General features: G+C 37.7%; 27 protein-coding genes and 1 other annotated feature. Of the genes, 3 read left to right on the forward strand and 24 right to left on the reverse strand.

Annotated elements, in window-relative coordinates:
* Nucleotides 1-5: 5 nt before the first annotated feature.
* The 19 genes from rsmA to mtr form a co-directional block, all read right to left on the reverse strand.
* Nucleotides 6-872 (reverse strand): 16S rRNA (adenine(1518)-N(6)/adenine(1519)-N(6))-dimethyltransferase RsmA, encoded by an 867-nt coding sequence (gene rsmA, locus C0975_RS00495; protein ID WP_101774456.1) that lies wholly within the window; start codon nucleotides 870-872, stop codon nucleotides 6-8.
* Nucleotides 873-970: 98 nt separating this feature from the next.
* Complete coding sequence (locus C0975_RS00500) at nucleotides 971-1,900, reverse strand: peptidylprolyl isomerase (RefSeq protein WP_101774457.1); 930 nt, start codon at nucleotides 1,898-1,900, stop codon at nucleotides 971-973.
* 74 nt (nucleotides 1,901-1,974) lie between these two features.
* Entirely contained in the window at nucleotides 1,975-2,520 is a 546-nt protein-coding gene (gene pyrR, locus C0975_RS00505; RefSeq protein ID WP_101774458.1) for a bifunctional pyr operon transcriptional regulator/uracil phosphoribosyltransferase PyrR, read from the reverse strand.
* Nucleotides 2,521-2,675: 155 nt separating this feature from the next.
* On the reverse strand, nucleotides 2,676-3,290 hold the full coding sequence (hisIE, locus tag C0975_RS00510) for a bifunctional phosphoribosyl-AMP cyclohydrolase/phosphoribosyl-ATP diphosphatase HisIE (RefSeq protein WP_101774459.1): 615 nt from the start codon (nucleotides 3,288-3,290) through the stop codon (nucleotides 2,676-2,678).
* Complete coding sequence (locus C0975_RS00515; RefSeq protein WP_101774460.1) at nucleotides 3,214-3,888, reverse strand: DUF2726 domain-containing protein; 675 nt, start codon at nucleotides 3,886-3,888, stop codon at nucleotides 3,214-3,216. The genes hisIE and C0975_RS00515 overlap by 77 nt, the downstream gene beginning before the upstream one ends.
* Nucleotides 3,888-4,661, reverse strand: a complete 774-nt coding sequence (gene hisF, locus C0975_RS00520) for an imidazole glycerol phosphate synthase subunit HisF (protein WP_101774461.1) — start codon at nucleotides 4,659-4,661, stop codon at nucleotides 3,888-3,890. Before hisF ends, C0975_RS00515 begins: the two co-directional genes overlap by 1 nt.
* Nucleotides 4,643-5,392: a 1-(5-phosphoribosyl)-5-[(5-phosphoribosylamino)methylideneamino]imidazole-4-carboxamide isomerase gene (hisA, locus tag C0975_RS00525; RefSeq protein ID WP_101774462.1), complete on the reverse strand. Its 750-nt coding sequence runs from the start codon at nucleotides 5,390-5,392 to the stop codon at nucleotides 4,643-4,645. Before hisA ends, hisF begins: the two co-directional genes overlap by 19 nt.
* 43 nt (nucleotides 5,393-5,435) lie before the next feature.
* Nucleotides 5,436-6,032 carry an imidazole glycerol phosphate synthase subunit HisH gene (hisH, locus tag C0975_RS00530; protein ID WP_101774463.1) on the reverse strand — a complete coding sequence of 199 codons (597 nt, stop codon included), beginning with the start codon at nucleotides 6,030-6,032 and terminating at the stop codon, nucleotides 5,436-5,438.
* Entirely contained in the window at nucleotides 6,029-7,093 is a 1,065-nt protein-coding gene (locus C0975_RS11535; RefSeq protein ID WP_245853263.1) for a hypothetical protein, read from the reverse strand. The genes hisH and C0975_RS11535 overlap by 4 nt, the downstream gene beginning before the upstream one ends.
* Before the next feature lie 57 nt (nucleotides 7,094-7,150).
* Nucleotides 7,151-8,242, reverse strand: a complete 1,092-nt coding sequence (gene hisB, locus C0975_RS00540; RefSeq protein WP_101774464.1) for a bifunctional histidinol-phosphatase/imidazoleglycerol-phosphate dehydratase HisB — start codon at nucleotides 8,240-8,242, stop codon at nucleotides 7,151-7,153.
* A 25-nt stretch (nucleotides 8,243-8,267) separates the two neighbouring features.
* Entirely contained in the window at nucleotides 8,268-8,774 is a 507-nt protein-coding gene (locus tag C0975_RS00545) for a hypothetical protein (protein WP_101774465.1), read from the reverse strand.
* A gap of 46 nt (nucleotides 8,775-8,820) precedes the next feature.
* Complete coding sequence (locus C0975_RS00550) at nucleotides 8,821-9,126, reverse strand: GIY-YIG nuclease family protein (RefSeq protein WP_167383015.1); 306 nt, start codon at nucleotides 9,124-9,126, stop codon at nucleotides 8,821-8,823.
* Nucleotides 9,127-9,168: 42 nt separating this feature from the next.
* Complete coding sequence (hisC, locus tag C0975_RS00555; RefSeq protein WP_101774467.1) at nucleotides 9,169-10,224, reverse strand: histidinol-phosphate transaminase; 1,056 nt, start codon at nucleotides 10,222-10,224, stop codon at nucleotides 9,169-9,171.
* 3 nt (nucleotides 10,225-10,227) lie between these two features.
* Nucleotides 10,228-11,514, reverse strand: a complete 1,287-nt coding sequence (gene hisD, locus C0975_RS00560; RefSeq protein ID WP_101774468.1) for a histidinol dehydrogenase — start codon at nucleotides 11,512-11,514, stop codon at nucleotides 10,228-10,230.
* Between the two features lie 50 nt (nucleotides 11,515-11,564).
* On the reverse strand, nucleotides 11,565-11,810 hold the full coding sequence (locus C0975_RS00565; RefSeq protein WP_101774469.1) for a recombinase RecA: 246 nt from the start codon (nucleotides 11,808-11,810) through the stop codon (nucleotides 11,565-11,567).
* 4 nt (nucleotides 11,811-11,814) lie between these two features.
* Nucleotides 11,815-12,714, reverse strand: coding sequence for an ATP phosphoribosyltransferase (gene hisG, locus C0975_RS00570; RefSeq protein ID WP_101774470.1), 900 nt, complete (start codon nucleotides 12,712-12,714; stop codon nucleotides 11,815-11,817).
* Nucleotides 12,715-12,749: 35 nt separating this feature from the next.
* Nucleotides 12,750-12,885: a sequence feature (His leader region), on the reverse strand.
* Nucleotides 12,886-12,982: 97 nt separating this feature from the next.
* On the reverse strand, nucleotides 12,983-13,738 hold the full coding sequence (locus C0975_RS00575) for a class I SAM-dependent DNA methyltransferase (RefSeq protein WP_101774810.1): 756 nt from the start codon (nucleotides 13,736-13,738) through the stop codon (nucleotides 12,983-12,985).
* Between the two features lies 1 nt (nucleotide 13,739).
* Nucleotides 13,740-15,389, reverse strand: coding sequence for a bifunctional UDP-sugar hydrolase/5'-nucleotidase UshA (ushA, locus tag C0975_RS00580; protein WP_101774471.1), 1,650 nt, complete (start codon nucleotides 15,387-15,389; stop codon nucleotides 13,740-13,742).
* A gap of 86 nt (nucleotides 15,390-15,475) precedes the next feature.
* The gene (gene mtr, locus C0975_RS00585) at nucleotides 15,476-16,732 is read right to left on the reverse strand and encodes a tryptophan permease (protein ID WP_101774472.1); all 1,257 of its coding nucleotides are present in this window, start codon (nucleotides 16,730-16,732) and stop codon (nucleotides 15,476-15,478) included.
* Nucleotides 16,733-16,962: 230 nt separating this feature from the next.
* On the opposite strand from mtr, the gene ppa reads away from it, so the two are divergent.
* Together ppa and C0975_RS00595 are read left to right on the forward strand one after the other, a co-directional pair.
* Entirely contained in the window at nucleotides 16,963-17,490 is a 528-nt protein-coding gene (gene ppa / locus C0975_RS00590; protein ID WP_101774473.1) for an inorganic diphosphatase, read from the forward strand.
* A 70-nt stretch (nucleotides 17,491-17,560) separates the two neighbouring features.
* Entirely contained in the window at nucleotides 17,561-18,334 is a 774-nt protein-coding gene (locus tag C0975_RS00595) for a M48 family metallopeptidase (RefSeq protein WP_101774474.1), read from the forward strand.
* Between the two features lie 189 nt (nucleotides 18,335-18,523).
* Here the strand turns inward: C0975_RS00595 and C0975_RS00600 are convergent, their stop codons facing one another.
* The 5 genes from C0975_RS00600 to C0975_RS00620 all read right to left on the reverse strand — a co-directional run bounded on the left by C0975_RS00600 (nucleotide 18,524) and on the right by C0975_RS00620 (nucleotide 22,545).
* Nucleotides 18,524-19,315 (reverse strand): energy transducer TonB family protein, encoded by a 792-nt coding sequence (locus C0975_RS00600; protein WP_101774475.1) that lies wholly within the window; start codon nucleotides 19,313-19,315, stop codon nucleotides 18,524-18,526.
* Nucleotides 19,312-19,701, reverse strand: coding sequence for a TonB system transport protein ExbD (gene exbD, locus C0975_RS00605; protein ID WP_101774476.1), 390 nt, complete (start codon nucleotides 19,699-19,701; stop codon nucleotides 19,312-19,314). Before exbD ends, C0975_RS00600 begins: the two co-directional genes overlap by 4 nt.
* Nucleotides 19,702-19,709: 8 nt before the next feature.
* On the reverse strand, nucleotides 19,710-20,165 hold the full coding sequence (gene exbB / locus C0975_RS00610) for a TonB-system energizer ExbB (RefSeq protein ID WP_101774477.1): 456 nt from the start codon (nucleotides 20,163-20,165) through the stop codon (nucleotides 19,710-19,712).
* Between the two features lie 217 nt (nucleotides 20,166-20,382).
* The gene (locus C0975_RS00615; protein ID WP_101774478.1) at nucleotides 20,383-21,642 is read right to left on the reverse strand and encodes an HlyC/CorC family transporter; all 1,260 of its coding nucleotides are present in this window, start codon (nucleotides 21,640-21,642) and stop codon (nucleotides 20,383-20,385) included.
* Between the two features lie 99 nt (nucleotides 21,643-21,741).
* Nucleotides 21,742-22,545 (reverse strand): cytochrome C assembly family protein, encoded by an 804-nt coding sequence (locus tag C0975_RS00620; protein WP_101774479.1) that lies wholly within the window; start codon nucleotides 22,543-22,545, stop codon nucleotides 21,742-21,744.
* A 139-nt stretch (nucleotides 22,546-22,684) separates the two neighbouring features.
* Here C0975_RS00620 and ffh point away from each other — a divergent pair, with 139 nt between their 5' ends.
* Nucleotides 22,685-24,061, forward strand: a complete 1,377-nt coding sequence (ffh, locus tag C0975_RS00625; protein WP_101774480.1) for a signal recognition particle protein — start codon at nucleotides 22,685-22,687, stop codon at nucleotides 24,059-24,061.
* Nucleotides 24,062-24,088 lie beyond the last annotated feature (27 nt).

Raw genomic sequence — 24,088 nt, forward strand, 5'->3', positions numbered from 1 at the left:
TTTCATTAATCATCTAGGTTCTCAATCAACTGATCTGTATTTATCTCTATTGGTGGATTATCGGCAAGCCAATTTGCTAAACGAGCATAATCTGCAATAGATAAATTTTCTGCACGCGCAGTTAAATCAATGTTTAATTCTGATAATTGTTCGGGCGTGAATAGCGTCGATAGAGCATTACGAAGGGTTTTACGGCGTTGGTTAAAAGCTTGGCTACATACTCGATTTAACCAATATAAATCTTTGACAGGATGTGGTAGTGTTTTGTGTGGCACAAGACGAACCACTGCTGAATCAACTTTGGGGGCAGGTTTGAATGCTGTAGGTGGTACTTCAAGTACTGGCATTACTTGGCAAAAATATTGCGCCATAATGGTTAAGCGACCATAGGCTTTGCTATTTGGACCTGCACATAAACGTTTTACCACTTCTTTCTGTAACATGAAATGCATATCTTGAATGTAATCATGGTATTTAAACAAATGGAACATTAATGGGGTCGAAATATTGTAGGGTAGATTACCAAATACACGCATTTTTTGATTTTTTTCTGCGAGGTTTGTTTCTCGGTAAAGTTGTTCAAAATCGAATTGCATTGCATCAGTTTCAATCACAGTAATTTTGTGATGTAAGAACGGGTGATGGCGTAAACGTTCAGCTAAATCACGGTCCAATTCTATTACAGTTAAGTGATCGACTAGATCACCAACAGGTTCCGTTAAAGCTCCTAATCCTGGTCCAATTTCCACAAGAAACTGCGCTTTTTGTGGGTAGATAGCAGAAACGATACCTTGAATAACGTTATCATCGTGTAAAAAGTTTTGTCCAAAACGTTTACGAGCAGTATGGCCTAAGTGTTTTTTTGAATTCATATATTCTCAATTATGGGAGTTGTCATCGTGTCAAAAGTGCGGTCTATTATAAAGCAAAATCCCAGCTTGTGCGCTGGGATCTAAGTATTAATTTATAGTTACTTTAAGTAACGAATATCTGCATGTTTACGTAATGCTTTAACCCAATCATTTTCAACACCTTTTACTTGTTCATTCACTAATTGTTCATAGGCTTTTTGGCGATATGCATCAACTGTTCGATCACTTTCACGTGTATCTGTTACTTCTAAAATATGCCAACCAAACTCTGTTTTAAATGGCGCTGAAATAACACCTTTTTTACTGTTTAATACGGTTTTTTGGAATGGCGCAACATAGGTTTCAGGGAAAGCAAAACCTAAGCTGCCACCATTGGCTCCAGAAAGATAATCTTTTGAATATGTTAGTGCAGCATCAGCAAAAGTTATTTTGCCTGCTAAAATATCAGCACGAATTTGAGTTAATTGTGCTTTTGCTTGTGTATCATTTAATAATGGGTTTAATTTTAATAAAATATGACGTACTTCATATTGTTTTGCCGATACTTTTTGTTCTGTGCCTTTTTCTTTTGCTTGGGTGAGTAATTGTTTGCTTAATGCCTCAACTTGCTCTCTGGTGACATCGATACTTTGCCCAATCGCTTGATTACGTATTTCACCCATTAAAATTTGGTTCGCAATTTGTTGGCGATAAGCATTATAGCTGATGCCTTGGTAATCTAACGCATCGAGTAATTGCCCATAAGTTAAACCATTTTGTGCAGCAATACCTTCAATGATTTGATCTACTTGTGCGTAGTCCACTTTGATACCTGAATTTTCGATAGCTTGTTGCACTAGAATATCGTCAATGACTTTATCTAATGCAGCTTGACGATTCCCTTTTTTACCTACATGTTTTTTTACTTGGCTTTCTAGAACAGGGATACCGTTTACAGTCGCAACAACACGTTCCTCAGCCTGTGTTGTTGAAATCACAAATAATCCGAGTAGTGCAAAGAAAATAGATCTTATATTAATAGTTTTCATTATCTATTCCATTAATTTTAATTCGTTAAAAATTACTTCGTTAGAGTATCAATTTTGCAAAAGGTTCACAAACTTTATTTAGTATGTGAGAGTAGTGCAACTTCGTAGCAATTATCAAATTTCATTGTGCGTACTTGGACCTCTTCGTTACGGCTAGTTGGTACATTTTTACCAACATAGTCTGCGCGAATCGGTAATTCACGATGACCACGATCAACAAAAATGACTAATTCAATTTTTGCAGCTCGCCCAAAATCAACTAATGCGTCTAAGGCAGCCCGAATAGTTCGACCTGTATAGAGCACATCATCAACCAAAATCACTTCTTTATTATGAATGCTAATGAAATTTGATGCGCCACTATAAGTAGGCATTTGGGAATGTGATTCTGCATATTCAAGATCATCTCGATAAAACGTGATGTCTAAATCAATAGAAGGTAATTCAACATTGGCTAAATATGCAATTTTTTTCTTAATTAATTCGGCAAGTTCAGCACCGCGGCGTTTAATCCCAACGATCACAATGTTGTCTAAGTTTTGGTGCTTTTCAATAATTTCATGAGAAATGCGAGAGATAGTTCGAAGAAATTGGTTTTCATCAATAATGATTTTTTCCATGATAATTGACCTAAATGACTAAGAAAATTTAGGCTCTAAAATAGCATAAAAGCGGGTAATATCCTATAGGAAAATCATAGGTTAAACGAGCAAACTTTTAAAAAAACACACCGCACTTTTTATCAACTTACAATAAGGTACAGTGTGTTTTAATGTTATTTCGTATGGCGTTCTTTAAGTTTAGCGATCACATCTGCCCATGATAAGTCGGCATCTTGTAATAACACAGTTAAGTGATAGGCTAAATCGGCTGCTTCACAAATCGTTTCGTTGCGATCTTTTACTGTCGCCGCAAGCGCAGTTTCCACCCCTTCTTCTCCTACTTTTTGTGCAATACGTTTCGTGCCTTTGGCATACAATTGTGCGGTATAAGAACTTGTTGGATCAGTATTTTTACGGCTCGCGATTAAACGTTCTAGCTTACTAAAGAAAATCCAATCGGGTTGTGTAGAATGCTCAAACTGATAAAAACAACTCTCTGCGCCAGTATGGCAAGTTTCGCCAATCGGATTGACCAAAATCAGCAAGGCATCATTATCACAATCTAAGCTGTAATCGACCACATTCAAAAAATTGCCCGATGTTTCGCCCTTGGTCCATAAACGATTTTTAGTACGTGAGAAAAAGGTGACACGTTTTTCTGCCAAGGTTTTTTCTAATGCTTCTTGGTTCATATAACCGAGCATTAACACTTCACAAGTGGTGGCATTTTGAATAATCACAGGGAGTAGATTGTCGACTTTTTGCCAGTTGATTTGGGTTGTTAGCATAAATTTCCTCATTTATTGGGACACTATGATAGTGATGTAATATTCTTGAAATGCGCAGAAAATCGAGATCATCATAGTGCTGTTTAAACTCAATATATTCAATAGCTGCTTTACGGCAGCATTCTTTCTTTATCATGTCTCGTTCAATAGCATTACGTTGATAATGACCGCTTCCTTGATACTCAATCGCCACAAGAGGTTTGTAGTCTTTATCAATGATTAAAAAATCTACTCTTTTACTATTGATCAGAGCAAATGCACTTTGGTCATCGGATTGAATAAATTCACCCATTGAAACTTGCGAAAATAACTTAAAACCTTGTTCGGCATGTTGTGTATTCAATAAATTAGCGAGTTTAGAATACAAAATAGATTCGCTCTTATTCATTAACGCGCATTTGCGGAATGTCGATTTTGATAAAATTTCCAATTTATCGGGTTTATCTAAGATAGTTGAATGAGCGTGTATATAACGATTTTTCTTTTTTCTCTTTTTGGTGAGAAGAATGAATACCACTTTCAGCACAACGGTAGCCATTGCTATACCCAGCAGAGGATATAAAGAAGAATAAAATTGGCTTAATACACCTTGCCACATTACTTTCTGACCTCAATGTCTTCTTTGCTCAGATAGGTTTTCAGCTCTCCAATATCAATAATTCGCTTATGGAATACACTTGCGGCAAGTGCGCCATCCACATTGGCTTCGATAAAGGCATCACGAAAATGCACCATTTCACCAGCACCACCTGAAGCAATCAGTGGGATATGACAAACTTCTCGCACTAATTTTAATTGTGTGATGTCGTAGCCTTGGCGCACGCCATCTTGGTTCATCATATTCAGCACAATTTCACCCGCCCCTCGTTTCTGTACTTCTTGCACCCAATCCAGCAATTGCCAATGGGTTTGGCGAGTGCGACTTTCATCACCCGTATATTGATTGACCCAATATTTACCTGTTTGTTTTTCAAACCAGCTGTCAATACCAACCACAATTGCCTGTACTCCAAAGCGATCTGCTAACTGATTGATCAAGTTTGGATCAGCTAATGCAGGTGAATTTATCGAAATTTTGTCAGCACCAAACGCAAAGAGTTTTTCGGCATCTGCTACACTTTTAATACCACCAGCCACGCAGAATGGAATATCGATTACTTGTGCTACACGTTCAACCCAACTTTTATCAATAGTTCTACCGTCTGACGAAGCGGTAATATCATAGAATACCAATTCATCCGCCCTTTCTTCGGCATAACGTTGTGCTAGCGGCACAATATCACCAATGATTTCATGGTTACGAAACTGTACGCCTTTGACTACTTGACCATCACGCACGTCTAAGCAAGGAATTATCCGTTTTGCCAACATTGAATTGCCTCCTGCACGCTGAATTTTCCTTCTAACAACGCACGTCCAACGATCACGCCTGCCACGCCCGTACTTTTTAATGCTTCAATATCAGAAAGTGAGCCAATCCCACCTGAAGATTGAAATACGATATGAGGGAATTGTGTACAGATTTCACGGTAAAGCTCAACATTTGAGCCTTGTAATGTGCCGTCTTTAGAAATATCAGTACATAAAACGTGCTGTAAACCGACTGTACTAAAATCACTGAGCAACGTTTCTAGTGATATACCACTATTTTCTTGCCAACCGCTTATTGCAATTTGTTTTTCGCCTTGTATGTTGATATTTACATCTAATGCCAGCACAAACTTTTCTGCGCCATATTTATTAAACCACTGCTTGACTATATTCGGCTGTTTTACGGCTGTTGAACCAATCACCACTCGATTGGCGCCAGCTGCGAATAAATCTACTACATCTTGTTCGCTGCGAATACCGCCACCCACTTGAATTGGGCAATTCACCGCACAGATAATTTCACCGATCAGTTGGGTTTGACGTTTATTGGGATCTTTCGCACCAGTGAGATCCACTAAATGCAATTGCTTCGCCCCTTGTGCCACATAATCTTGAAATTGGGCAATTGGGTTATCGGAATAAAGGGTTTTCTGCCCATAATCACCTTGATAAAGGCGCACTATTTGACCGTCAATCAAATCAAGGGCGGGGATAATTTGTGATGTTTTCATATGTTTTCCTGTATTGGCAAAATTTTTAAAAAATCGACCGCACTTATTTAATATTTTCCACAAAGTTACGCAAAAACTGCGCCCCCGCCTTGCCAGAACGCTCGGGGTGGAATTGTGCGCCATAAAAATTGTTATGTTGGATTGCCGCAGAGAACGGCACACCGTAGTCGCAAGTGGCAATCGTGTGTGGATTCGGCAACACGCCATAGCTATGCACAAAATAAAAATAGCTGTCTTGCTCAATCTCTGCAAATAGCGGGTGATCGGTTGAATAATGCACTTTGTTCCAACCCATATGTGGCAAAGGCAGATGACAATCCGGCAATTTTTCTGTTTTGCCAGACATCAGCTTTAACAACTCCAAATTGCCTTCTTCTGAAAACTCGGTCATTAATTGCATCCCCAAACAGATGCCTAAAACAGGCTGTTTGAGATTTTGGATAACCTCAATTAAAGCTAAATCCGCTAGATTTTGCATCGCTGCTTTCGCTGTACCCACACCGGGTAAGATCAATTTATCGGCGGATTTAATTTTCTCGATATTATCGGTAATGTCTGCGCGATACCCTAAGCGGTCAAAGGCAAATTTGACTGAGGATAGGTTGGCGCAGCCGGTGTTGATTATTTTTAGTCGGTTCATTTACCACCTCTAATTTCTTTAATTAAACTAGCTAATGTTTCTATTCCATCAAAAGTTCCTGGTACTTTATTACCATCGGATAAGATATTACTAAAAATAATGTTCTCAAATTTCTCTAAAGATATATCATCTTTTTCTTTGATTTCTTTTGCATAATCAGCATAACTTTGAATAAATTGGCAGAGTGATTGCCTTAATTCAAGTTGCATTATTTGTGTTTGAATTGAATTGTAGTGATTAAGAATAACTCTGAAGAAATATAAGAAAATAATTTCTAGACCAATAAAAGGTAATAATGGTTTCCATAATTCAGGATTTTTAATTATTTCTGGGTTATTCAATAATAAACATATATAAACTAGGGGCGTTGCAAGTAAGGCAATGCTTATCCCTATCAAAAATCCGAATGTCCAGTTTCTTGCAGTAATTTTCTTATCTAAAAGGTTTTCAAATCCTTTTGATAAGCCTACAAAGTTAAATGCTGTTTTTTGTTCATTTAATACACTTTCTAACCTTTTTACACTTTCTTCTTTTTCAGAAAGAAATTTCTCAAAATTTTCTTTATTTTTCAGAAGGTTTTTATTACTTTTATCAATGTCAATCTTGAATTTTCCGTATTCTTTAAATGCTTTAAATCCATCTTGTCCAAAGTAGAAATTAAGAATATCAATTCCCATTTTTTCTCTTATATAGTGAACATATTGGTGGTTGTTATCATCAAATGAATTCATTGTTTCATTATCAAAAAAACTCCAAGCGGATTCTAAAAAGAAACCCTCATCTTTATTTCTTCTTATGTAAAATATAATCTCTCTCAAAAATCTCATACATAATAAGTAGAAATCTTCAAATTTATTATGATATGTGCCATTTAATAAATAATTTTCAAATCTTTCTCCAATATAATGATAATTAAATGGGGCTATTTCTTTCAGTTCATCTTGGTTATATAATAGAAATTCTAAGAGTTCTTTACAGGAGTGATATCTACTTTTTCCTTCTGATATGTCTTGTTGGGTTAAGAAATCGATCGCTCTTTGTAATGAGGTTTTATCAAGCATTTTTCTTCCTTATTTTTATCAATTGTTATATGGCTAGAATTTAGTTAAGTTTCATTATTACAAAACCCCCTTACTACTCGGCAATGCATTCCCTTCCACTTTAATACACTGTCTTAACGTCCGTCCAAACACTTTAAACAGGCTTTCGATTTTGTGGTGGTCGTTGTCGCCTTTGGTTTTCAGGTGCAAGGTTGCCATTAAGGTATAAGCGATCGACTGGAAAAAATGCTCTGTCATTTCAGTGCTGAAATCACCCACTTTATCGCGTTTAAATTTAGCTTTGAATTTGAAATAAGGACGACCAGACAGATCCATCGTGCATTCCGCTTTACATTCGTCCATTGGCAACACAAAACCGAAACGCTGAATGCCGCGTTTATCGCCAAGCGCTTGTTTTAAGGCTGTGCCAAGCGCGAGGGCGGTGTCTTCAACAGTGTGGTGTTCGTCGATCCATAAATCGCCTTTGCAGTTCACGTTCATTCTAAAACCGCCGTGTGTAGCGATTTGATCGAGCATATGATCGAAGAAACCAACGCCAGTTTTGATTTCATTTATGCCAGTTTCATCTAACCAAACTTGTACTTTGATGTCTGTTTCTTTGGTGGTGCGCACTACTTCGGCATAGCGTGGTTTGCGGTCTAAAAGTGCGGTCTGTTTTGGTAAAAGTTTTTCCACAATCAGATCCCAATTGAGTTTTTCACGATCATATTGTAGGGCACGAACCCCAAGATTCTCTGCCAGTTGTACATCAGTCGTACGATCGCCAATTACAAAACTGGTGGCTGGGTCGAACAGTTTTTTATCAATATATTTTTTCAACAGCTTGGTTTGGGGCTTACGGCAATCGCACTGGTCTTCTGGCTTGTGCGGGCAAATTAACACTTCATCAAACTCGATACCTTGCGATTTAAAGAACGCCATCATCGCATTATGTGGTTTATCAAAATTTTCCTGTGGGAAAGAAGGCGTGCCTAAACCATCTTGGTTACTGACTATCACAAAACGGTAAAAGGGTTTGAGCTTCAATAGTGCTGGAATGACATTCGGCTCAAATTGTAATTTTTCTAAATTGTCGATTTGAAAATCGGTTTTCGGCTCATCAATTAAGGTGCCGTCGCGGTCGATAAAAAGAATAGCTTGTTGTGTCATATTTTTCTCCTATATTTGTAGCAAATTATCTTTTTTCAATAGATTGTAATAATTTGATAACTGCATTGTAATTGTGAAATCTTGCATAGATACTTTGTTTTTTGGTGTCTTTAAGCTGAAATAGTGCTTCTTGCCAGTAAGCAATCAATGCACGACGAACACCATCTAATGTTAGAAATTCTAATGATGTTTTGAAATCACCTTTAAAATAGACACATACAGCCCTCGGTAGCGCTGTTTTATAGCTTGAGTCAACGACATATCCATTGTTTTTTCTAACCCAATGAGATATACCATCATAGTCTAGGATCAATTTATCTAATAAAATCATATGTTCACTTAATGAATTTACTTTATTTAAGGTTGTAAATGCAACTTCGTGTGGACCAATATTTAATGTGAAATATCTTCCTCCTTCAGTAGACGGAAATAACACTAATGTCCAAAGTCCTTGATACAAGATCCAGTTTGTCAATCCCGAAAAAATAAATAAATTTTCTAAGTAATATCGGAATTCAATATCATTGAACATTCTATCTATTTTAGGTTTATTAATAATAAGGGCGTCATCTATATTATTAAGGCTTTTTGACGCTTTTTGACGCTTTTTGAGGTGATAGATGAAATAATTCTCTTTGTCCTGCTTGGGTGTTATTTAATTTACTACGAAACTTATAATGAAGTTGATATTCAACTTTTCGCCAATCTTGAACTTGTCTATAATCATATAATTCCCATTTACCTAAGCTCTTATAGGGCTCCATTGAATTAATTTCTTTTATTCTTTTTAGTGGAGGATAATCGCTTCCACCAATTTTTATACATTCACAGTTTTTAGAAACAAGAATATAAACATATCCATTTTTGAAGTTGTTATTTTGCAAAATATTTTCCCTAATAAATATTATAGTCTTATGTTGAGAACCTCAGGGAATTAAAGCAATTGCCTCAATTACTCGCTGGTTTTCTTCAGCAGTACCAATAGTAATACGAATACAGTTTTCTAACATTAAAGCACTATGTTGATTACGTAAGATAATGCCTTGATCCCAGAGGGCTTTGAAGATTTTAGGTCCATCTTTAAATTTCACTAATAAATAGTTGCCATCACTTGCAAAAATTTTCTCGACACAAGCCAATTTACTTAATTCAGTCTGAAGTGCGGTACGATTTTGCAGAATTTCTTGCACGCGTTGTTGCATTGCTTGTAAGCCGTCTTTTTGCAGGGCTTGTGCAGCAATATCTGCCACAGGCACTGGCAACGGATAAGGAGCGATCACTTTTTGTAGTACATCGATTAACCCTTTGTTAGCAAGAGTAAAACCGCAACGCAAGCCCGCTAAAGCAAAGGCTTTAGATAGAGTACGGATAATTGCCAAGTGTGGGTAATTTTTTAGCTCAGTGACCATTGTCGCTTGTGGGCAAAATTCAATATATGCTTCATCAACCACTACAATGGCTTTCTCTCTGGTCATTTCTAATAAAGCTAACAAATCTTCACGATTAACTAACGTACCTGTTGGATTATTCGGGCTACAAATAAAGACTACTTTCACGCCTGCAAGATTGCGTTCAATTTCGGGTAAATTCAGCTGAAAATCGGCTGTTAGAGGCACTGTTTTTAACGCAATACCACAAGTTTCGGCACTGACCGCATACATCCCATAAGTGGGTGGGCAGTAGAGTACGCTATCTTCGGTTTCGCAAAAAGCACGGATAATCAATTCAATGCTTTCATCGCCACCACGGCTGACCAACACATTTTCTGGCTGAACACCAGCGTAGTTTGCATAGCCTTCAATTACCGCTTGCGGTTGTGGCTCGGGATAACGGTTAAATGTGCGATTGGTTAAATTAAAATCAGGCGAAGTCGGGTATTCATTCGCATTCAACCAAATATCGCCTTTTCCCCCCAAACGACGTGCGGATTGATAGGGCGTTAAGGCTTGAATATTTTTACGCGAAAGTGGTGAAATTGACATGACTTACTCCTGAGTTAATTTTTCTAAACGAATTGCAACAGCCTGTTTATGCGCTTCCAGTTGTTCTGCTTCTGCCATTAACATGACAGTCTTGGCAAGATTTTTGAAGCCTTGAGGGCTGAGTTCTTGCACAGTCATACGTTTACTGAAGTCCGCTAATCCAAGGCTGGAATGAGTGCGTGTGTAGCCATAAGTCGGCAGAACGTGGTTAGTGCCGCTAGCATAGTCGCCCATACTTTCAGGAGAATAAGCACCTAAGAAAATTGAACCTGCATTATCTAAGAAGGGGAGTAAATTACGCGCATTTTCCACTTGCACAACTAGATGTTCAGGCGCATAAGCATTGCTGATTTCCACACATTGTTGCAGATCTTCGGCGATAAAAATGCGGCTGTGTGACAGCGCTTTGCGTGCAGTTTCTGATCTCGGTAAGCGTGTTAGTTGTTGTTCGATAGCAAGTGCGGTCTGTTTTGCTACAGTTTCACAATTAGTGACTAAAATGACTTGTGAGTCCGCACCATGTTCTGCTTGAGAAAGAAGATCACTGGCGACAAAGTCTGGGTCGGCAAATTCATCAGCGATCACCAGTACTTCAGAAGGACCAGCTGGCATATCAATGGCGGTGCCTTGTTGGAGTACTTGGCGTTTAGCTTCAGTGACAAATGCATTGCCTGGTCCAAAAATTTTATCTACTTTTTGTACTGTTTCGGTGCCATTTGCTAGAGCAAAAATTGCCTGTGCGCCACCAATAGCATAAACAGTTTCTATACCACATAAATTAGCTGTATAAAGAATTTCGTTAGCAATCGGTGGTGGTGAGCAAAGCACGATCGTTTTGCAACCTGCGATTTGTGCTGGTACAGCAAGCATTAACACAGTTGAAAAAAGTGGAGCAGAACCGCCTGGGATATATAACCCCACTTTTTGGATAGGACGAGTGACAACTTGGCAGCGCACTCCCGCTTGAGTTTCGATGTCTACTATTTGATTTTTTTGTGCTTGGTAAAAACGTTCAATGTTGCTTTTTGCCGTTTGAATGGCTTGTTTTAATTCTGTAGAAATACGCTGACTTGCTTTCTCAATTTGTGTTTTAGAGATGATAAGGTTTTCGAGTTTTATCTTGTCGAATTTTTCTGCAAGTTCAAACAATGCCTTATCCCCATTGTTCATGACATTGGTTTTGATTGCATTCACAGCCTGCGTAATTTGCTCACCAGTGGTTTGTGTGGGGCGAGAAAGAGCGGTTTGTTTTTCGATAAAACTCAAATTATTCCAAATGTGTGTCTGCATTTTTTTTCTCTTCAATTTCGTTAATGTGATTTGCTATATCAGTAACTTACTTATTCTCTGATTAATTGTGTTCGTGCCCAATTCACTGCAGTTTCAATCGCTTTGCGCGCTTGTGGGCTATTACGCCAACAGGTTGACCCTGTGATTTCAGCACCTCTTTGGAGGATGAATTCTGGGTTAGTATGAGCGAGCTGTTTGACATCATCTAGTTCCATTTCCTGTAAACGCTTCAAAATGGTGGTACCGATGCCTTTTTGTGCTAAAAGTGATTGTTGCTGTGATGGAGTGAATGGCATCTTTTTACTCCATCATTTTTTCGATTGGTAAGACTAAAATGGAACTCGCCCCCGCTTCTTTCAATCGTTCCATCGTTTCCCAGAATAGTGCTTCTTGGCTGACCATATGCATAGCGACACGATTCTCATCATTAGCTAAAGGGAGAATTGTCGGGCGTTCTGCACCAGGTAATAAAGCAATGACTTCCTCCAGTCTGTCTTTTGCTGCATGTAACATAATATATTTAGATTCACGAGCTTGTTGTACACCTTGAATGCGCACGAGTAATTTATCTACTAAAGCTTGTTTTTCAGGAGGCAGGGGCGTTGCACGCTGAATTAAGCAAGATTTTGATTGATAAATTACTTCAACTTCTTTTAAGCCATTTGCTTCTAATGTAGCGCCTGAAGAAACGAGATCACAAATTGCATCAGCAAGCCCAGCACGCGGGGCGACTTCGACTGATCCTGTGAATGAACAAGGTTTAAAATTCACACCTTGTTGTTGCATGTAGCGTTTGAGTAAGTGAGGATAAGAGGTAGCGATTCGAGCGTTTTTGAGATCACTAATTCCATTGTAAGTTTCATCTTGTGGTATGGCGATAGATAAACGACAACCACCAAAATCTAAGCGGCGTAATTTTTGGTAATTAACTAATTCACCAGTTGCTTGGCGTGCTAATTCCTCTTCTTCTAAGACATTTTCGCCGATAATACCAAGATCAACGACGCCATCGAAAACTAAACCGGGGATATCATCATCACGTACGCGTAAAATATCAATTGGCATGTTTTCAGCGTAAGCAATTAAGCGCTGTTCCTGTAAATTTATTTTTACACCGCATTGTTTTAATAAGGCTTGTGATTCTTGGCTTAAACGTCCTGATTTTTGCATTGCGATGCGAAGTCTTGTGCTGTCTATCATGTTATTGTCCTATTTTAATGTTGTGAAATTTTGCTATAAAAAAAACCTCTCGAAATGGCTCCCGAGAGGTTTATATTGTTTGCTACTTTTTGCCGCACACTCGGAAGATGTCATATTCTTCCAAGCACCATAAAACGCCTGAAAGACAATCAGGTTAAATGGTGATGATGAGTAATGCGTTCAAAAGTCATGAGATTTTCCTTGTTGGTTAATTGCTATTCAAATTACTGTAAAAAAAATGAACTGGCAAGTATTTTTTACAAAAAATTTATATTTTTTTTGATTTAATAAATAGTAATACAGGGCGATGCTGAAGATCTTTAAATTCATGTTGCCATTTGGGTTGATTCGCAAGCATGGGTTCTTCGATTTGTTCAATTTGGAAACCTGCTTGAATTAAATTATTGATGATAGTAGCAGTTGTACGGTGATAGGTTTTGAATGGCTGCTTAAACCAATTGCGATCACGTTCACCTTCGTCACGGTAATAATTTAAACGATAAGCAATTTGTTGCTTATTGTGATCCTTTTCCCAACGCTCACCACCTTGATAACAGGTCACAATCGGGTGTTCCTGTGAAAAGAGCAAATACCCATTGGCATTGAGTTTTTGATAGATATCGTTCAATAATTGGGGAAAATCTTGTATATAATGAAAGGCAAAAGAACTACAAATCACATCGAACCCATTTTCAGGCAACTGAGAAAGTTGTTCCATAGCGAGCTGGTAGAGAGCAAAGTGCGGTCGATTTTTAGCAAATTTTGATAAATTTCGCTCTGCTTGTTGAAGCATATTCGCAGAGAGGTCAATGCCCACTACATAGCGGGCATTGTGCTGTAAATAAAGTTGTAAATGTTCACCACAACCACAACCTAAATCCAACAGTTTTTTTCCTGTTAGAGTAGGCAAGAGTGAAAGCATTGTTGGTTTTTCTACGACCTCATTTAAACTGTGGGGATTTTCCCGCAATTTTTGGTATAGCTCAAAAAATTGCGGGGCATCATAGACGCTTTTTGTTGTCATCTTATTTGAAGATGATGTCATCTTTTGGATCGTATTTAGAAGCATCTAATACTTTGTTTTCTTCAAAGTATTTTTTCAGCATTTCTGCATCGATAAAACCAGTATTGACGTAACTTGGGTGTCTTTTCAATACGGGATAGCCATCACCACCACCTGCACAGTAGTCTGGTACGGAAACTTTATATTTTTTGTTTAAATCAAGCGCTTTACCACCGATTTTTACATCAGAGACTTTTTGTGCAGTACGGTCAACGACCATTGAAATTCCAGCAAATTGTGGGTATGCACCACTATCTACTTGTTTTAATGCCACAACATTGAGGTAGTCTAAAAGCTCCTGACCTGTGAAATCTACAGTTGCAATCATATTACCGAAAGGCTGAACGGTAAGAATATCTTTATAGGTGGTTTCGCCTTCGTTGATATCGGTACGGATCCCACCAGAGTTCATAATTCCCACATCGGCTTTAACACGTTCCATTTGAGATTGGGCAATTAAACGACCTAAATTGGTCTGATGGAAGCGAATAATTTTACGATCACCAACAAATTTTCCTTTCACTTCACCGACTTTCACGCCTAACAAGCGATCACCTTCATCTTGATATGTTTTCAAGTGAGTAAAGACAGTGGGATCTTCAGCAATTTCAGGTTGATAGAGCTTATATTCAGATTTACCATCTTCTAATTTGATTTTTTGTTTTAAGTTAACAGGAATTAACTCATATTTTACTAATTTAGTTTCACCATTTTTGAATTCAAAATCTGCACGTCCAATGTATTTACCCCATTCGCCTGCTTGGACAATCCAAGTGCCGTTTTGGAAGTCTGGTTTACATGCTTCACCTGGAGTGTATTGCATTTTGAATTGACCTTTATCATCAATACAAACGGTGTCATGTGTGTGTCCACCTATAATTAGATCAAACGCACCTTTATCGAGTGTACGAGCCATAGTGACATCACCAGGTGCATTTTGACCATGTTTACCGTCAAAGTAGTAACCCATATGGGTTAATGCAATACGTATATCTGGTTTCTCTACTTTATTAATTTCAGTGAGTGTTGCTTTGGCTGTTTCGATGGGGTCTTTGAAAATGACATGGTCAACGACATCTGGGTTACCTAATTTTGCAGTATCTTCTGTTGTTAAACCAATTACAGCAATTTTTACGTCGTTTTTATTCAACATCACATAAGGCTGAACTAATGGTTTGTCCGTTTTTTTATTGATCACATTTGCTGAAATTAATGGGAATTTTGCCCATTTTTCCTGCATTTCTAGCAACTGTATTGGGAAATCAAATTCATGGTTACCGAGAACAGCAACGTCATAACCAATCATATTCATCCCTTCAATATCTGGTTTGGCATTCAGCATATCTGATTCAGGTACACCAGTATTGAAGTCGCCTGCGTGGAGTAAAACAACTGAACCGCCCTTGCTTTCTACCTCTTTACGAATGTTATCAATTAATGTTTTGTGTGCCGCAAAACCATATTCACCTTTACTGTTTTTCCAGAAATGACCATGTGTGTCGTTTGCGTGTAATACAGTAATGTTGTAGGTTTTGTCCTGGGTATAAGCATAAGCTTGGCTCATTAAACCTAATGACAATACGATTGTACTGAATTGTATGAATTTTTTCATTGTGAACCTCTTGTTATAAAACATCCGCTAACTATATACCCAAAATTTTGTATCAAGCCAAGTATTTTGCATTAAATTTGTGATGTTTAGCCCAAAAATATGGGTAAAATTTTAAATTGTGCTGCAACTTGTGCCACGATGTTTAATATGCCAAATAGCATCACAAAATAAATCATGAAGTTACCGCCATAGACAGTATAGCTACTTTGTGGAAATTTTTTTCTTGTGGCTTTAGCTAATAAAGCAGGGACAATGACAGCCCAAATTGTTGCCGCTAAACCAGCATAACCAATAGCAATCACAAATCCATATGGAAATTGAAGACTTAGTAAGAGTGGTGGTAAGAACGTAATTAAGGTCGTTTTGCTTCTACCCAATAGGCTATTGTCAAGCTTAAATAAGTCGGCAATATAGTCAAATAAACCTAAACTCACTCCTAAGAAAGAACTCGCAATTGCCATATAAGCAAAGAAATTTAATACTACGCTGATGTAATCTGTTTGAATGTATTTGCCTAACGCCGTTAATAATTCAGCGATATCACCACCTTTGGCGATGACGGGGGTAAATTCGTGGCGAGGGAGGTTCCCTTGTACTGCGAGTTGCCAGAAAACATAGATGATTAATGCGATGATGGTACCTAAAAATATTGCTTTCATCACACGTTTACCATCACGATCGTAATATTTCACTAGGCTTGGTACGTTACCGTGAAAACCGAAAGATACCAAGCAGACGGGGAGAGCACTAAGAATATAAGGTAAGTAATGTCCTTCATGTTGTGCAAGATAATTAAATAATACTTCTGTTTTTACAGAGCTGATTAGTCCACTGGTTGATAAGATAAAGGCGATAACCATTCCACCAATTAAGACGGTAGTAAAACGATCAACAGCTTTAGTTGATAACCAAACAAAAGCTGCTAATACCATACAAAAAAGTAATGAGGCCGAAGTTCGCCCAATCTCGACCGCACTTCCACTGCTGCTTAATACTTGGTTAAGGAAGTTTTGAGTGATGCTACCACCTGATGTGATATAGGCATAAGTTAAAATATACAATACAAAAGCAATAGAGAGCCCATTTACTATGTTCCAACCTTGTCCAAGTAAATCTTTAACTATGGTGTCAAAGCTCGCACCTGTTGGGTAATGCAGGTTGGCTTCCAGAATCATTAAGCCAGAAGTTGTCATACAGAACCAAGTATAAACGAGTAAAATAATGGATCCTAAGAACCAAACTCCTGCGGTTGCTGTTGGATTTGCTAACATACCTGCGCCAATTGCCGTGCCCGCAATAATCATTGCTCCGCCCAATAAAGAAGGGGTTTTTGTTGTTGTCATAAAAGTACCACTGTATTGTTGTTATAAATAAAATTATGCACTATTTTAATAGTGCAAAAACAAAAGGCAATAACTTTTTTGAAATTGGTGTATTTTTTATTTGTATTGGTTATTGGATTTTTCTGGAATGTTGTGGACCACAAATCTGTCAATAGCTCGACAACTTCGCTTAAATAAAGCTATAATTGAGCGATTTTATTTGTAATTAACTTGAAAATAAGGAATTAAAAATGGGTTTAGAAAATGTACCAGCAGGTAAAGAATTACCAGATGATATCTATGTTGTAATTGAAATTCCGGCGAATTCAGATCCGATTAAATATGAAGTCGATAAAGAAAGTGGTTCATTATTTGTTGACCGTTTTATGGCAACAGCAATGTTTTATCCTGCAAACTATGGCTATGTAAGCCATACGCTTTCTTCTGATGGTGACCCTGTGGATGTATTAGTTCTAACACCATATCCATTACAGCCAGGTTCAGTGATTCGTTGCCGTCCTGTCGGTGTGTTAAAAATGACTGATGAAGCAGGCGGTGATGCTAAAGTTGTTGCTGTGCCACATAGCAAATTAACCAAAGAGTATGATCATATTAAAGATGTGAATGATCTACCAGCCTTGTTAAAAGCACAAATTCAGCACTTTTTTGAAAGTTATAAAGCCTTAGAAGCTGGTAAATGGGTGAAAGTTGAAGGCTGGGAAGGTGTCGAAGCTGCACGTAAGGAGATTTTAGATTCATTTGAGCGTGCGAAAAAATAAAATTTTTGTTTTAATACCGCTTGAAAGAGCGGTATTTTTTCTCTGAGTGATAATCTTGAGTGAGGGATGTATGACTAAATTGATGAAAAGAATGTTATTGGTTTCTTCTGTGGCTCTCTTACTAAATGCTTGTGCTGATTCTGCCAGTATTAATGAGCAATCAGCTTCTTCTTATTTACAAGCAGTAAATAAAGCACGTAGTGAAGGAGTATTAGATACGACATCGGTAACAGCGAAACGTATTCATACTGTTTTTAATAAAATGGTGCTTTATGCTAATGCAGAAAATAAGACAGGACAGCCTTTTAATTGGCAAATTAGCGTTATCAAATCAAAAGAGCTAAATGCATGGGCAATGCCTGGCGGTAAAATGGCATTTTATACGGGGCTAGTGGATAACTTAAAGTTAACTAATGATGAAATAGCAACCGTAATGGGACATGAAATGGCACATGCTTTAAAAGAGCATGGTAAGAAAAGAGTGAACATGGGACAGTTTACGAATGTGCTAGCACAAGTCAGTCATACTGCCTTGTCAACTGTGATTGGTTCTGATAGTAGTGCTTTAGTTGTCACTTTAACTAAAGATTGGGCATTAGATAAACCTTATTCACGTAGTAATGAAACGGAAGCGGATGAAGTTGGCTTAATGTTAATGGCGAAATCAGGCTTTAACCCAGAAGCTGCACCAAAACTGTGGGAAAAAATGCAAAAAGCTGCTTCAGGGTCAAAAGGGGTATTGGCAGCTTTATCTTCTACTCACCCAAACGATGCTGATCGCCAGCAAAATTTGTTACGTTTAATGCCTGAAGCTGTCGCAATTTATCAGCAATCTAAACATTAATTATCTTAAATATCAATGACCGTAAAACGGGGTTAAAGTTTATCGCTTTAGCCCTTTTTTGTTAGTTGAGAAAGTAAATGATATTGAGTGATGATAAATAAGAGAAGAAATGCGTTGGCGCGATGTGGCTTATCAGGGGTTATTGGCGTATTGCAATAAAAAGTGCGGTAAAAATTACCGCACTTTTTATTAATTTGTGATTTTAAAACTCACTGGAACGCTGACATCATTTGCCATGCCTGCTGGAAGTGGTCCAATTGGGCGAGCATTATTTACGGCTGCGAGAGCGGCATTATCTAGCTCTTCTGTGCCTGATGATTTTACAATGCGCGCATTACTAATCGCTCCTGTATTATTGATATGAAATGATACAGTGACAACTCCCTGTTTACGCATCATTTTTGCTCGGTTTGGATAACGCTTATGTTTTTCAATTTCACGGCGTAAAGCAGAACGATAAGCATTAATTTCATTGGTATTCGTCCCTTTCCCAACTAAATTAGGGTTAGTACTCGTTACATTACCGGTTGTCGTTGCCTGTTGATTGATCGAAGAATCAGAATTAATTTCACGATCCGATTTTGGTAAATCTTTTCGTTCTTTCTTCGGCTTTTTGGGCTTATCCTTAGGTTTTTCCTTCGGCTTTTCTTTTGGCTTTTCAGGTTCCTTCGGTTTTTCTGGCTCTTTCACCTTTTCTGGTTCTTTTGGTGGCTCAGGTTTTACTGTTGGGTCTGCTACTTCTTCTTTTGGCTGCTCAGGTTCTACTACAGGTTCTGACGTAGGTTCAGGCTCTGGCTCTGGTTCGTTTAATATAGTTGCCGCTAGCATTTCCATTGAAATATGCGTACTGACGATGTCTGCAGCAAAGCCATTTGCACTTTCATCATCTTTTTGTACAGACCAATATAAGAACGCAACAAAACTCACGTGAAATAGCAAAGAAAAAGCAAACCCGACAAATGAGCGATTTTTTTGTATCATTGAGTTGCCTTTTCTTTCACAGTAACAATAGCAACATTACGAATTTCATTTTTTGCCATCATATCAGTAATGGAAACAAAATCTTGGAAAGTAGATTTAGCATCGACTTTCAGGGTCACTTTTTGATCTTTTGGCCAAGTACTGATTTCTTGCTCTAAAGCTTCAGCAGTAATTGGTTTGTCATTAAAAAAGATCTCGCCTGCTTCTGTCACAGTGAGTAGCTTAGCTAAGTCATCAGATTTAAAGGCAACAGTGGTACTTGCTTTAGGTACATTGACTTGAATTTTACCCTGCGAAATAAATGAGGCTGTAATTAATACAATTGCCAGCAGTACCAACATAATGTCGATAAAAGGAATAATGTTGATTTCATCAAACTTTTTCACGTTATCACCTATGCTTGTTTTGCTTTTTTCTCATTTAAGGCAAACCATTTCAAACGGTTGACTTCGATTTTTCGACCTAACCCGTTATAGAAAACCATTGATGGGATCGCAACTAAGATACCGACTGCCGTCGCTTTGAGCGCTAAAGATAAGTGTACCATGATTGAAGCTGCATCAATTTCGCCGCCAGAATGACCTAATTCAAAGAAAGTTAATAAGATACCAATAACAGTACCTAATAAACCAACATAAGGTGCATTTGAACCGATAATAGAGATCGCAGTGAGGTTACGCTGTAAATCAATGTCCAGTTCATGCACATTATCATAATTTGCTACATTTACTTTGCTTAAGAAAATAAAACGTTCCACAACTAGCCATACCATAATAAAACTCATCAAAGCAAGTAAACCAAGAATGATATAGTCGATATAGTTTTGTAAAAATTGAAACAACTGTGGCATAAAAAGAGTCCTTTAATTTGCAGCGAAAAATAAGTTTTGCATTATACGCTATTGAGAATTAATTTCAATTGCAAAATTCTAGCAAAAGGCATGCTAGAGGTAAACAAAAAAGACGATAGATTTTTGTACAGATAAAGGAGGATATTGAGGTAGATCAAAAGGTATTTGTACAGCATAAAAAGGCGATGATATTGATTTCATCGCCAGTAAAAGAGGATTAAAGTTTAACAACTTGTGCTTGTTTTATCATATTATCACCTACTTCTAAAATGGTGATTTGTAAGCCATTAATTTCACATACTGTGCCTTCTTCTGGGATCTCTTCTAAATGTTCAAGGATTAGGCCATTAAAGGTGCGAGCCTCTTCAGTATCTAGATTCCAATCGAATAGTTTATTTAAGTCACGTAAATTCGTTGAACCTTCAATGATCATTGAGCCATCAGATTGTGGGATAACTTCTTCTTCAATAGAAGGCGCTGTTGAAGTTGTAAATTCGCCTACAATTTCTTCCAAAATATCTTCTAAAGTAACTAATCCTTTGATATCGCCATACTCATCAACGACTAAACCAATACGCTCTTTATTATGGCGAAAGTTTAATAGTTGAGCATTTAATGCGGTACCTTCAGGAATGAAATAGACTTCATCGGCTGCTCTAATTAATGTTTCTTTGCTAAACTCGTTTTTGTCTAACATTAAACGATAAGCCTCACGAACACGTAACATACCAAGAATATTTTCATCCATGCTGCCTTTATATAACACGACACGACCATGTGCTGCATGATTAAGTTGGCGCATAATGGCTCTCCAGTCATCGTCAATATCGATACCGCCAATATCATTACGCGGTACCATAATATCATCGACAGTTACTTGCTCGAGATCTAAGATAGAAAGCAACATTTCTTGGTGAGCAGATGGAATAAATTTGCCAGATTCATTAACGATAGCACGTAGTTCTTCTGGGCTTAATGAAGGAGATTTATTATCCGATTTTAAACGTAGTAATGCCAAAATGCCTTGAATGATTAAATTCATTAAGTACACCAATGGTGTAAATAGGCGTAAGAAAATCGCAAGCAAATGGCTTGAAGTAAAGGCGACTCTCTCTGGATAACGCGCAGCAATTGTTTTCGGTAAAATTTCAGCAAAAATCAGCATAACAAAAGTGAGCGCTCCCGTTGCAATAGCCACACCTGCATCACCATATAGGCGCATACCAATGATAGTTGTAATTGCTGAGGCTGTAATATTGACTAAGTTATTACAAATTAAGATCAGACTGAGTAGTACATCTGTTTTTTTCAACAATTTTTCTGCTTTTTTGGCACCGCTATGACCTTTCTCAGCAAGATGACGAAGACGATAGCGACTGGCTGAGAGTAGACCTGTTTCTGAACCTGAAAAATAAGCCGAGATGATTAATAAAATGATAAGCGCAATAAATAAGGTACTAAGGGGAATACTGTCCAAAATGCATCCTTTTGTGAGTTAATCAAAAATTGAAAAGTGCGGTCATTTTTATTTGTTTAGACCGCACTTTTACTGTGTATAAGGATAAATAAATATTGTTTATATTTCAAGCATTACACGACTACCAAAATAAGCAATACTGAGTAATATCATACCTGAAATTGCACAAGTGACCATTTTCTTGCCACGCCAATGCAATCGCCAGTGCCCAATTAATCCAAACGCAAAGACTAACCAAGCAAGAAACGAAAAGACTGCTTTTTGGATATCTTGTAAGGCAAAGTCTTTGGCTAAGTGGAAAGAGCCAGAGATAAGGACAATAGTGAGCAATATTTCACCTGTCAGCATTAGGCGGAAAAAATGGCGTTCAACGGTCATTAAAGGCGGAATCATTGGTGAAAATGCTAGTTTTTTGTTTTTTAAGCTGTGATCAATCCAAAGTAATTGAATAGAATAAAGAGCGCTCATAAAGCAAATGGAATAAGTGAATAATGACAAGCCAACATGGAAGAAAAGTGCAATATTTTGGCTCAAATGGTACATGAATTGAGTTGGGAGTAATGTGCTTAAAATGAGATTGATGATAGTAAAAGAGTAGATAATTGGTAATAAAAACCACAATGTACGTACATGAAAAAGAAGTGCAAAAGTGGCGAGTGATGCGGTAATGACACTAATTAGTGAGCTGATCTCCATGACAGTAAAATTTTGTCCGCTAGTTAAATGCGTAAAAAGCGGCGTTAAGTTAGCAAAATGGAGTATGATTGCTAAAAGTGCGGTCGTAAAAAAGAGAATTTTATTAGGTTTCGATGCTGGCTCACCTGCTTGAATTTTTAATAGCATAGGCGTAATAAGCAATACACTAGCAAGATAGAAAAGCATTGAAAGAATTGCAAACCACATAGAGACTTCCTTATATCAATAATTGATTTATTCTAGCTTTCTCAGCGTTAAATCGCTATTAATTTATTTCAAAGGGTGAAAATCTATCGGATTTCAGTATAATTAACACAATTTTTTGTTGTGTAACTAGGGATAATTCATGTTTGAGAATTTATCAGAACGTCTTTCTAAAACTTTACGTAATATTAGTGGGCGTGGTCGTTTAACTGAAGACAATATTAAAGACACCCTACGTGAAGTGCGTATGGCATTATTAGAAGCAGATGTTGCCTTACCTGTAGTACGTGATTTTATTAATAAAGTAAAAGAACGCGCGATTGGTGTTGAAGTGAATAAGAGCCTCACGCCAGGTCAAGAGTTTGTCAAAATCGTACAGGCTGAACTTGAAATGGCAATGGGTGAAGCCAATGAAAGTTTAAATCTTGCGACACAGCCACCAGCTATTATTTTAATGGCAGGTTTACAAGGGGCGGGGAAAACCACTAGTGTTGGTAAGCTGGCTAAATTTTTAAAAGAGCGTCACAAGAAAAAAGTATTAGTGGTGTCCGCTGACGTTTATCGTCCTGCTGCGATTAAGCAATTAGAAACGCTTGCACAAGCAGTTAGTGCAGATTTTTTTCCATCGAATGTAAGCCAAAATCCTGTTGCGATTGCTCAAGCTGCTTTAGCTGAGGCGAAGCTCAAATTTTATGATGTATTGATTGTGGATACAGCAGGTCGTTTACACGTTGATAGCGAGATGATGGATGAAATTAAGCAAATTCATACCGCACTTAATCCAATCGAAACGCTATTTACTGTGGATGCAATGACTGGGCAGGATGCTGCGAATACAGCGAAAGCCTTTAATGAAGCATTACCTTTAACTGGGGTAGTATTAACTAAGGTAGATGGTGATGCGCGTGGTGGTGCAGCGTTATCTATTCGACAGATTACAGGTAAACCAATTAAATTTTTAGGGGTTGGTGAGAAAACCGACGCATTGGAACCTTTCCATCCAGAACGTGTTGCTTCACGAATTTTGGGTATGGGTGATGTGTTATCTTTGATTGAAGATTTGGAACGTTCGGTAGATCGTGAAAAAGCTGAAAAAATGGCACAGAAATTCAAGAAAGGTGACAATTTCACACTGGAAGATTTTCGTGAACAACTCATTGAAATGAAAAAAATGGGCGGCATGATGTCAATGTTAGACAAGTTGCCTGGTGCGAAAAATTTACCAGATCATGTTAGAAATCAAGTTGATGATAAGATGTTCAATAAGATGGAAGCAATCATTAATTCAATGACATTTAAAGAGCGTGCTAATCCAGAGATTATTAAAGGTTCACGTCGTCGTCGTATTGCGATGGGATCGGGTACTCAAGTACAAGATGTCAATAAACTATTGAAACAATTTGATGAAATGCAACGTATGATGAAAAAAATGCGTAAAGGTGGTATGGCGAAAATGATGCGAGGCATGCAAGGTATGATGGGGGGACTTGGTGGTTTAGGCGGAATGTTTAGACGTTAAGTTCGATCCTGTTTTATTAAAGAGAAA

The sequence above is a fragment of the Pasteurella oralis genome (assembly GCF_002850605.1).
In the GTDB taxonomy this organism is placed as follows: domain Bacteria; phylum Pseudomonadota; class Gammaproteobacteria; order Enterobacterales; family Pasteurellaceae; genus Pasteurella; species Pasteurella oralis.

What these genes read in the sequence shown, in the direction of transcription:
- pyrR (WP_101774458.1), bottom strand. Translation starts at nt 2,520, where the DNA reads ATGGAAAAAATCATTATTGATGAAAACCAATTTCTTCGAACTATCTCT.
- hisD (WP_101774468.1), bottom strand. Translation starts at nt 11,514, where the DNA reads ATGCAGACACACATTTGGAATAATTTGAGTTTTATCGAAAAACAAACC.
- exbB (WP_101774477.1), bottom strand. Translation starts at nt 20,165, where the DNA reads ATGCCACAGTTGTTTCAATTTTTACAAAACTATATCGACTATATCATT.
- C0975_RS00545 (WP_101774465.1), bottom strand. Translation starts at nt 8,774, where the DNA reads ATGTTCAATGATATTGAATTCCGATATTACTTAGAAAATTTATTTATT.
- C0975_RS11535 (WP_245853263.1), bottom strand. Translation starts at nt 7,093, where the DNA reads ATGCTTGATAAAACCTCATTACAAAGAGCGATCGATTTCTTAACCCAA.
- ppa (WP_101774473.1), top strand. Translation starts at nt 16,963, where the DNA reads ATGGGTTTAGAAAATGTACCAGCAGGTAAAGAATTACCAGATGATATC.
- ffh (WP_101774480.1), top strand. Translation starts at nt 22,685, where the DNA reads ATGTTTGAGAATTTATCAGAACGTCTTTCTAAAACTTTACGTAATATT.
- hisH (WP_101774463.1), bottom strand. Translation starts at nt 6,032, where the DNA reads ATGAACCGACTAAAAATAATCAACACCGGCTGCGCCAACCTATCCTCA.
- C0975_RS00595 (WP_101774474.1), top strand. Translation starts at nt 17,561, where the DNA reads ATGACTAAATTGATGAAAAGAATGTTATTGGTTTCTTCTGTGGCTCTC.
- C0975_RS00515 (WP_101774460.1), bottom strand. Translation starts at nt 3,888, where the DNA reads ATGTGGCAAGGTGTATTAAGCCAATTTTATTCTTCTTTATATCCTCTG.
- C0975_RS00575 (WP_101774810.1), bottom strand. Translation starts at nt 13,738, where the DNA reads ATGACAACAAAAAGCGTCTATGATGCCCCGCAATTTTTTGAGCTATAC.
- hisA (WP_101774462.1), bottom strand. Translation starts at nt 5,392, where the DNA reads ATGAAAACATCACAAATTATCCCCGCCCTTGATTTGATTGACGGTCAA.
- hisG (WP_101774470.1), bottom strand. Translation starts at nt 12,714, where the DNA reads ATGATAGACAGCACAAGACTTCGCATCGCAATGCAAAAATCAGGACGT.
- C0975_RS00600 (WP_101774475.1), bottom strand. Translation starts at nt 19,315, where the DNA reads ATGATACAAAAAAATCGCTCATTTGTCGGGTTTGCTTTTTCTTTGCTA.
- mtr (WP_101774472.1), bottom strand. Translation starts at nt 16,732, where the DNA reads ATGACAACAACAAAAACCCCTTCTTTATTGGGCGGAGCAATGATTATT.
- hisF (WP_101774461.1), bottom strand. Translation starts at nt 4,661, where the DNA reads ATGTTGGCAAAACGGATAATTCCTTGCTTAGACGTGCGTGATGGTCAA.
- C0975_RS00500 (WP_101774457.1), bottom strand. Translation starts at nt 1,900, where the DNA reads ATGAAAACTATTAATATAAGATCTATTTTCTTTGCACTACTCGGATTA.
- rsmA (WP_101774456.1), bottom strand. Translation starts at nt 872, where the DNA reads ATGAATTCAAAAAAACACTTAGGCCATACTGCTCGTAAACGTTTTGGA.
- hisIE (WP_101774459.1), bottom strand. Translation starts at nt 3,290, where the DNA reads ATGCTAACAACCCAAATCAACTGGCAAAAAGTCGACAATCTACTCCCT.
- hisC (WP_101774467.1), bottom strand. Translation starts at nt 10,224, where the DNA reads ATGTCAATTTCACCACTTTCGCGTAAAAATATTCAAGCCTTAACGCCC.
- C0975_RS00565 (WP_101774469.1), bottom strand. Translation starts at nt 11,810, where the DNA reads ATGCCATTCACTCCATCACAGCAACAATCACTTTTAGCACAAAAAGGC.
- ushA (WP_101774471.1), bottom strand. Translation starts at nt 15,389, where the DNA reads ATGAAAAAATTCATACAATTCAGTACAATCGTATTGTCATTAGGTTTA.
- C0975_RS00620 (WP_101774479.1), bottom strand. Translation starts at nt 22,545, where the DNA reads ATGTGGTTTGCAATTCTTTCAATGCTTTTCTATCTTGCTAGTGTATTG.
- hisB (WP_101774464.1), bottom strand. Translation starts at nt 8,242, where the DNA reads ATGACACAACAAGCTATTCTTTTTATCGACCGCGACGGCACCTTAATT.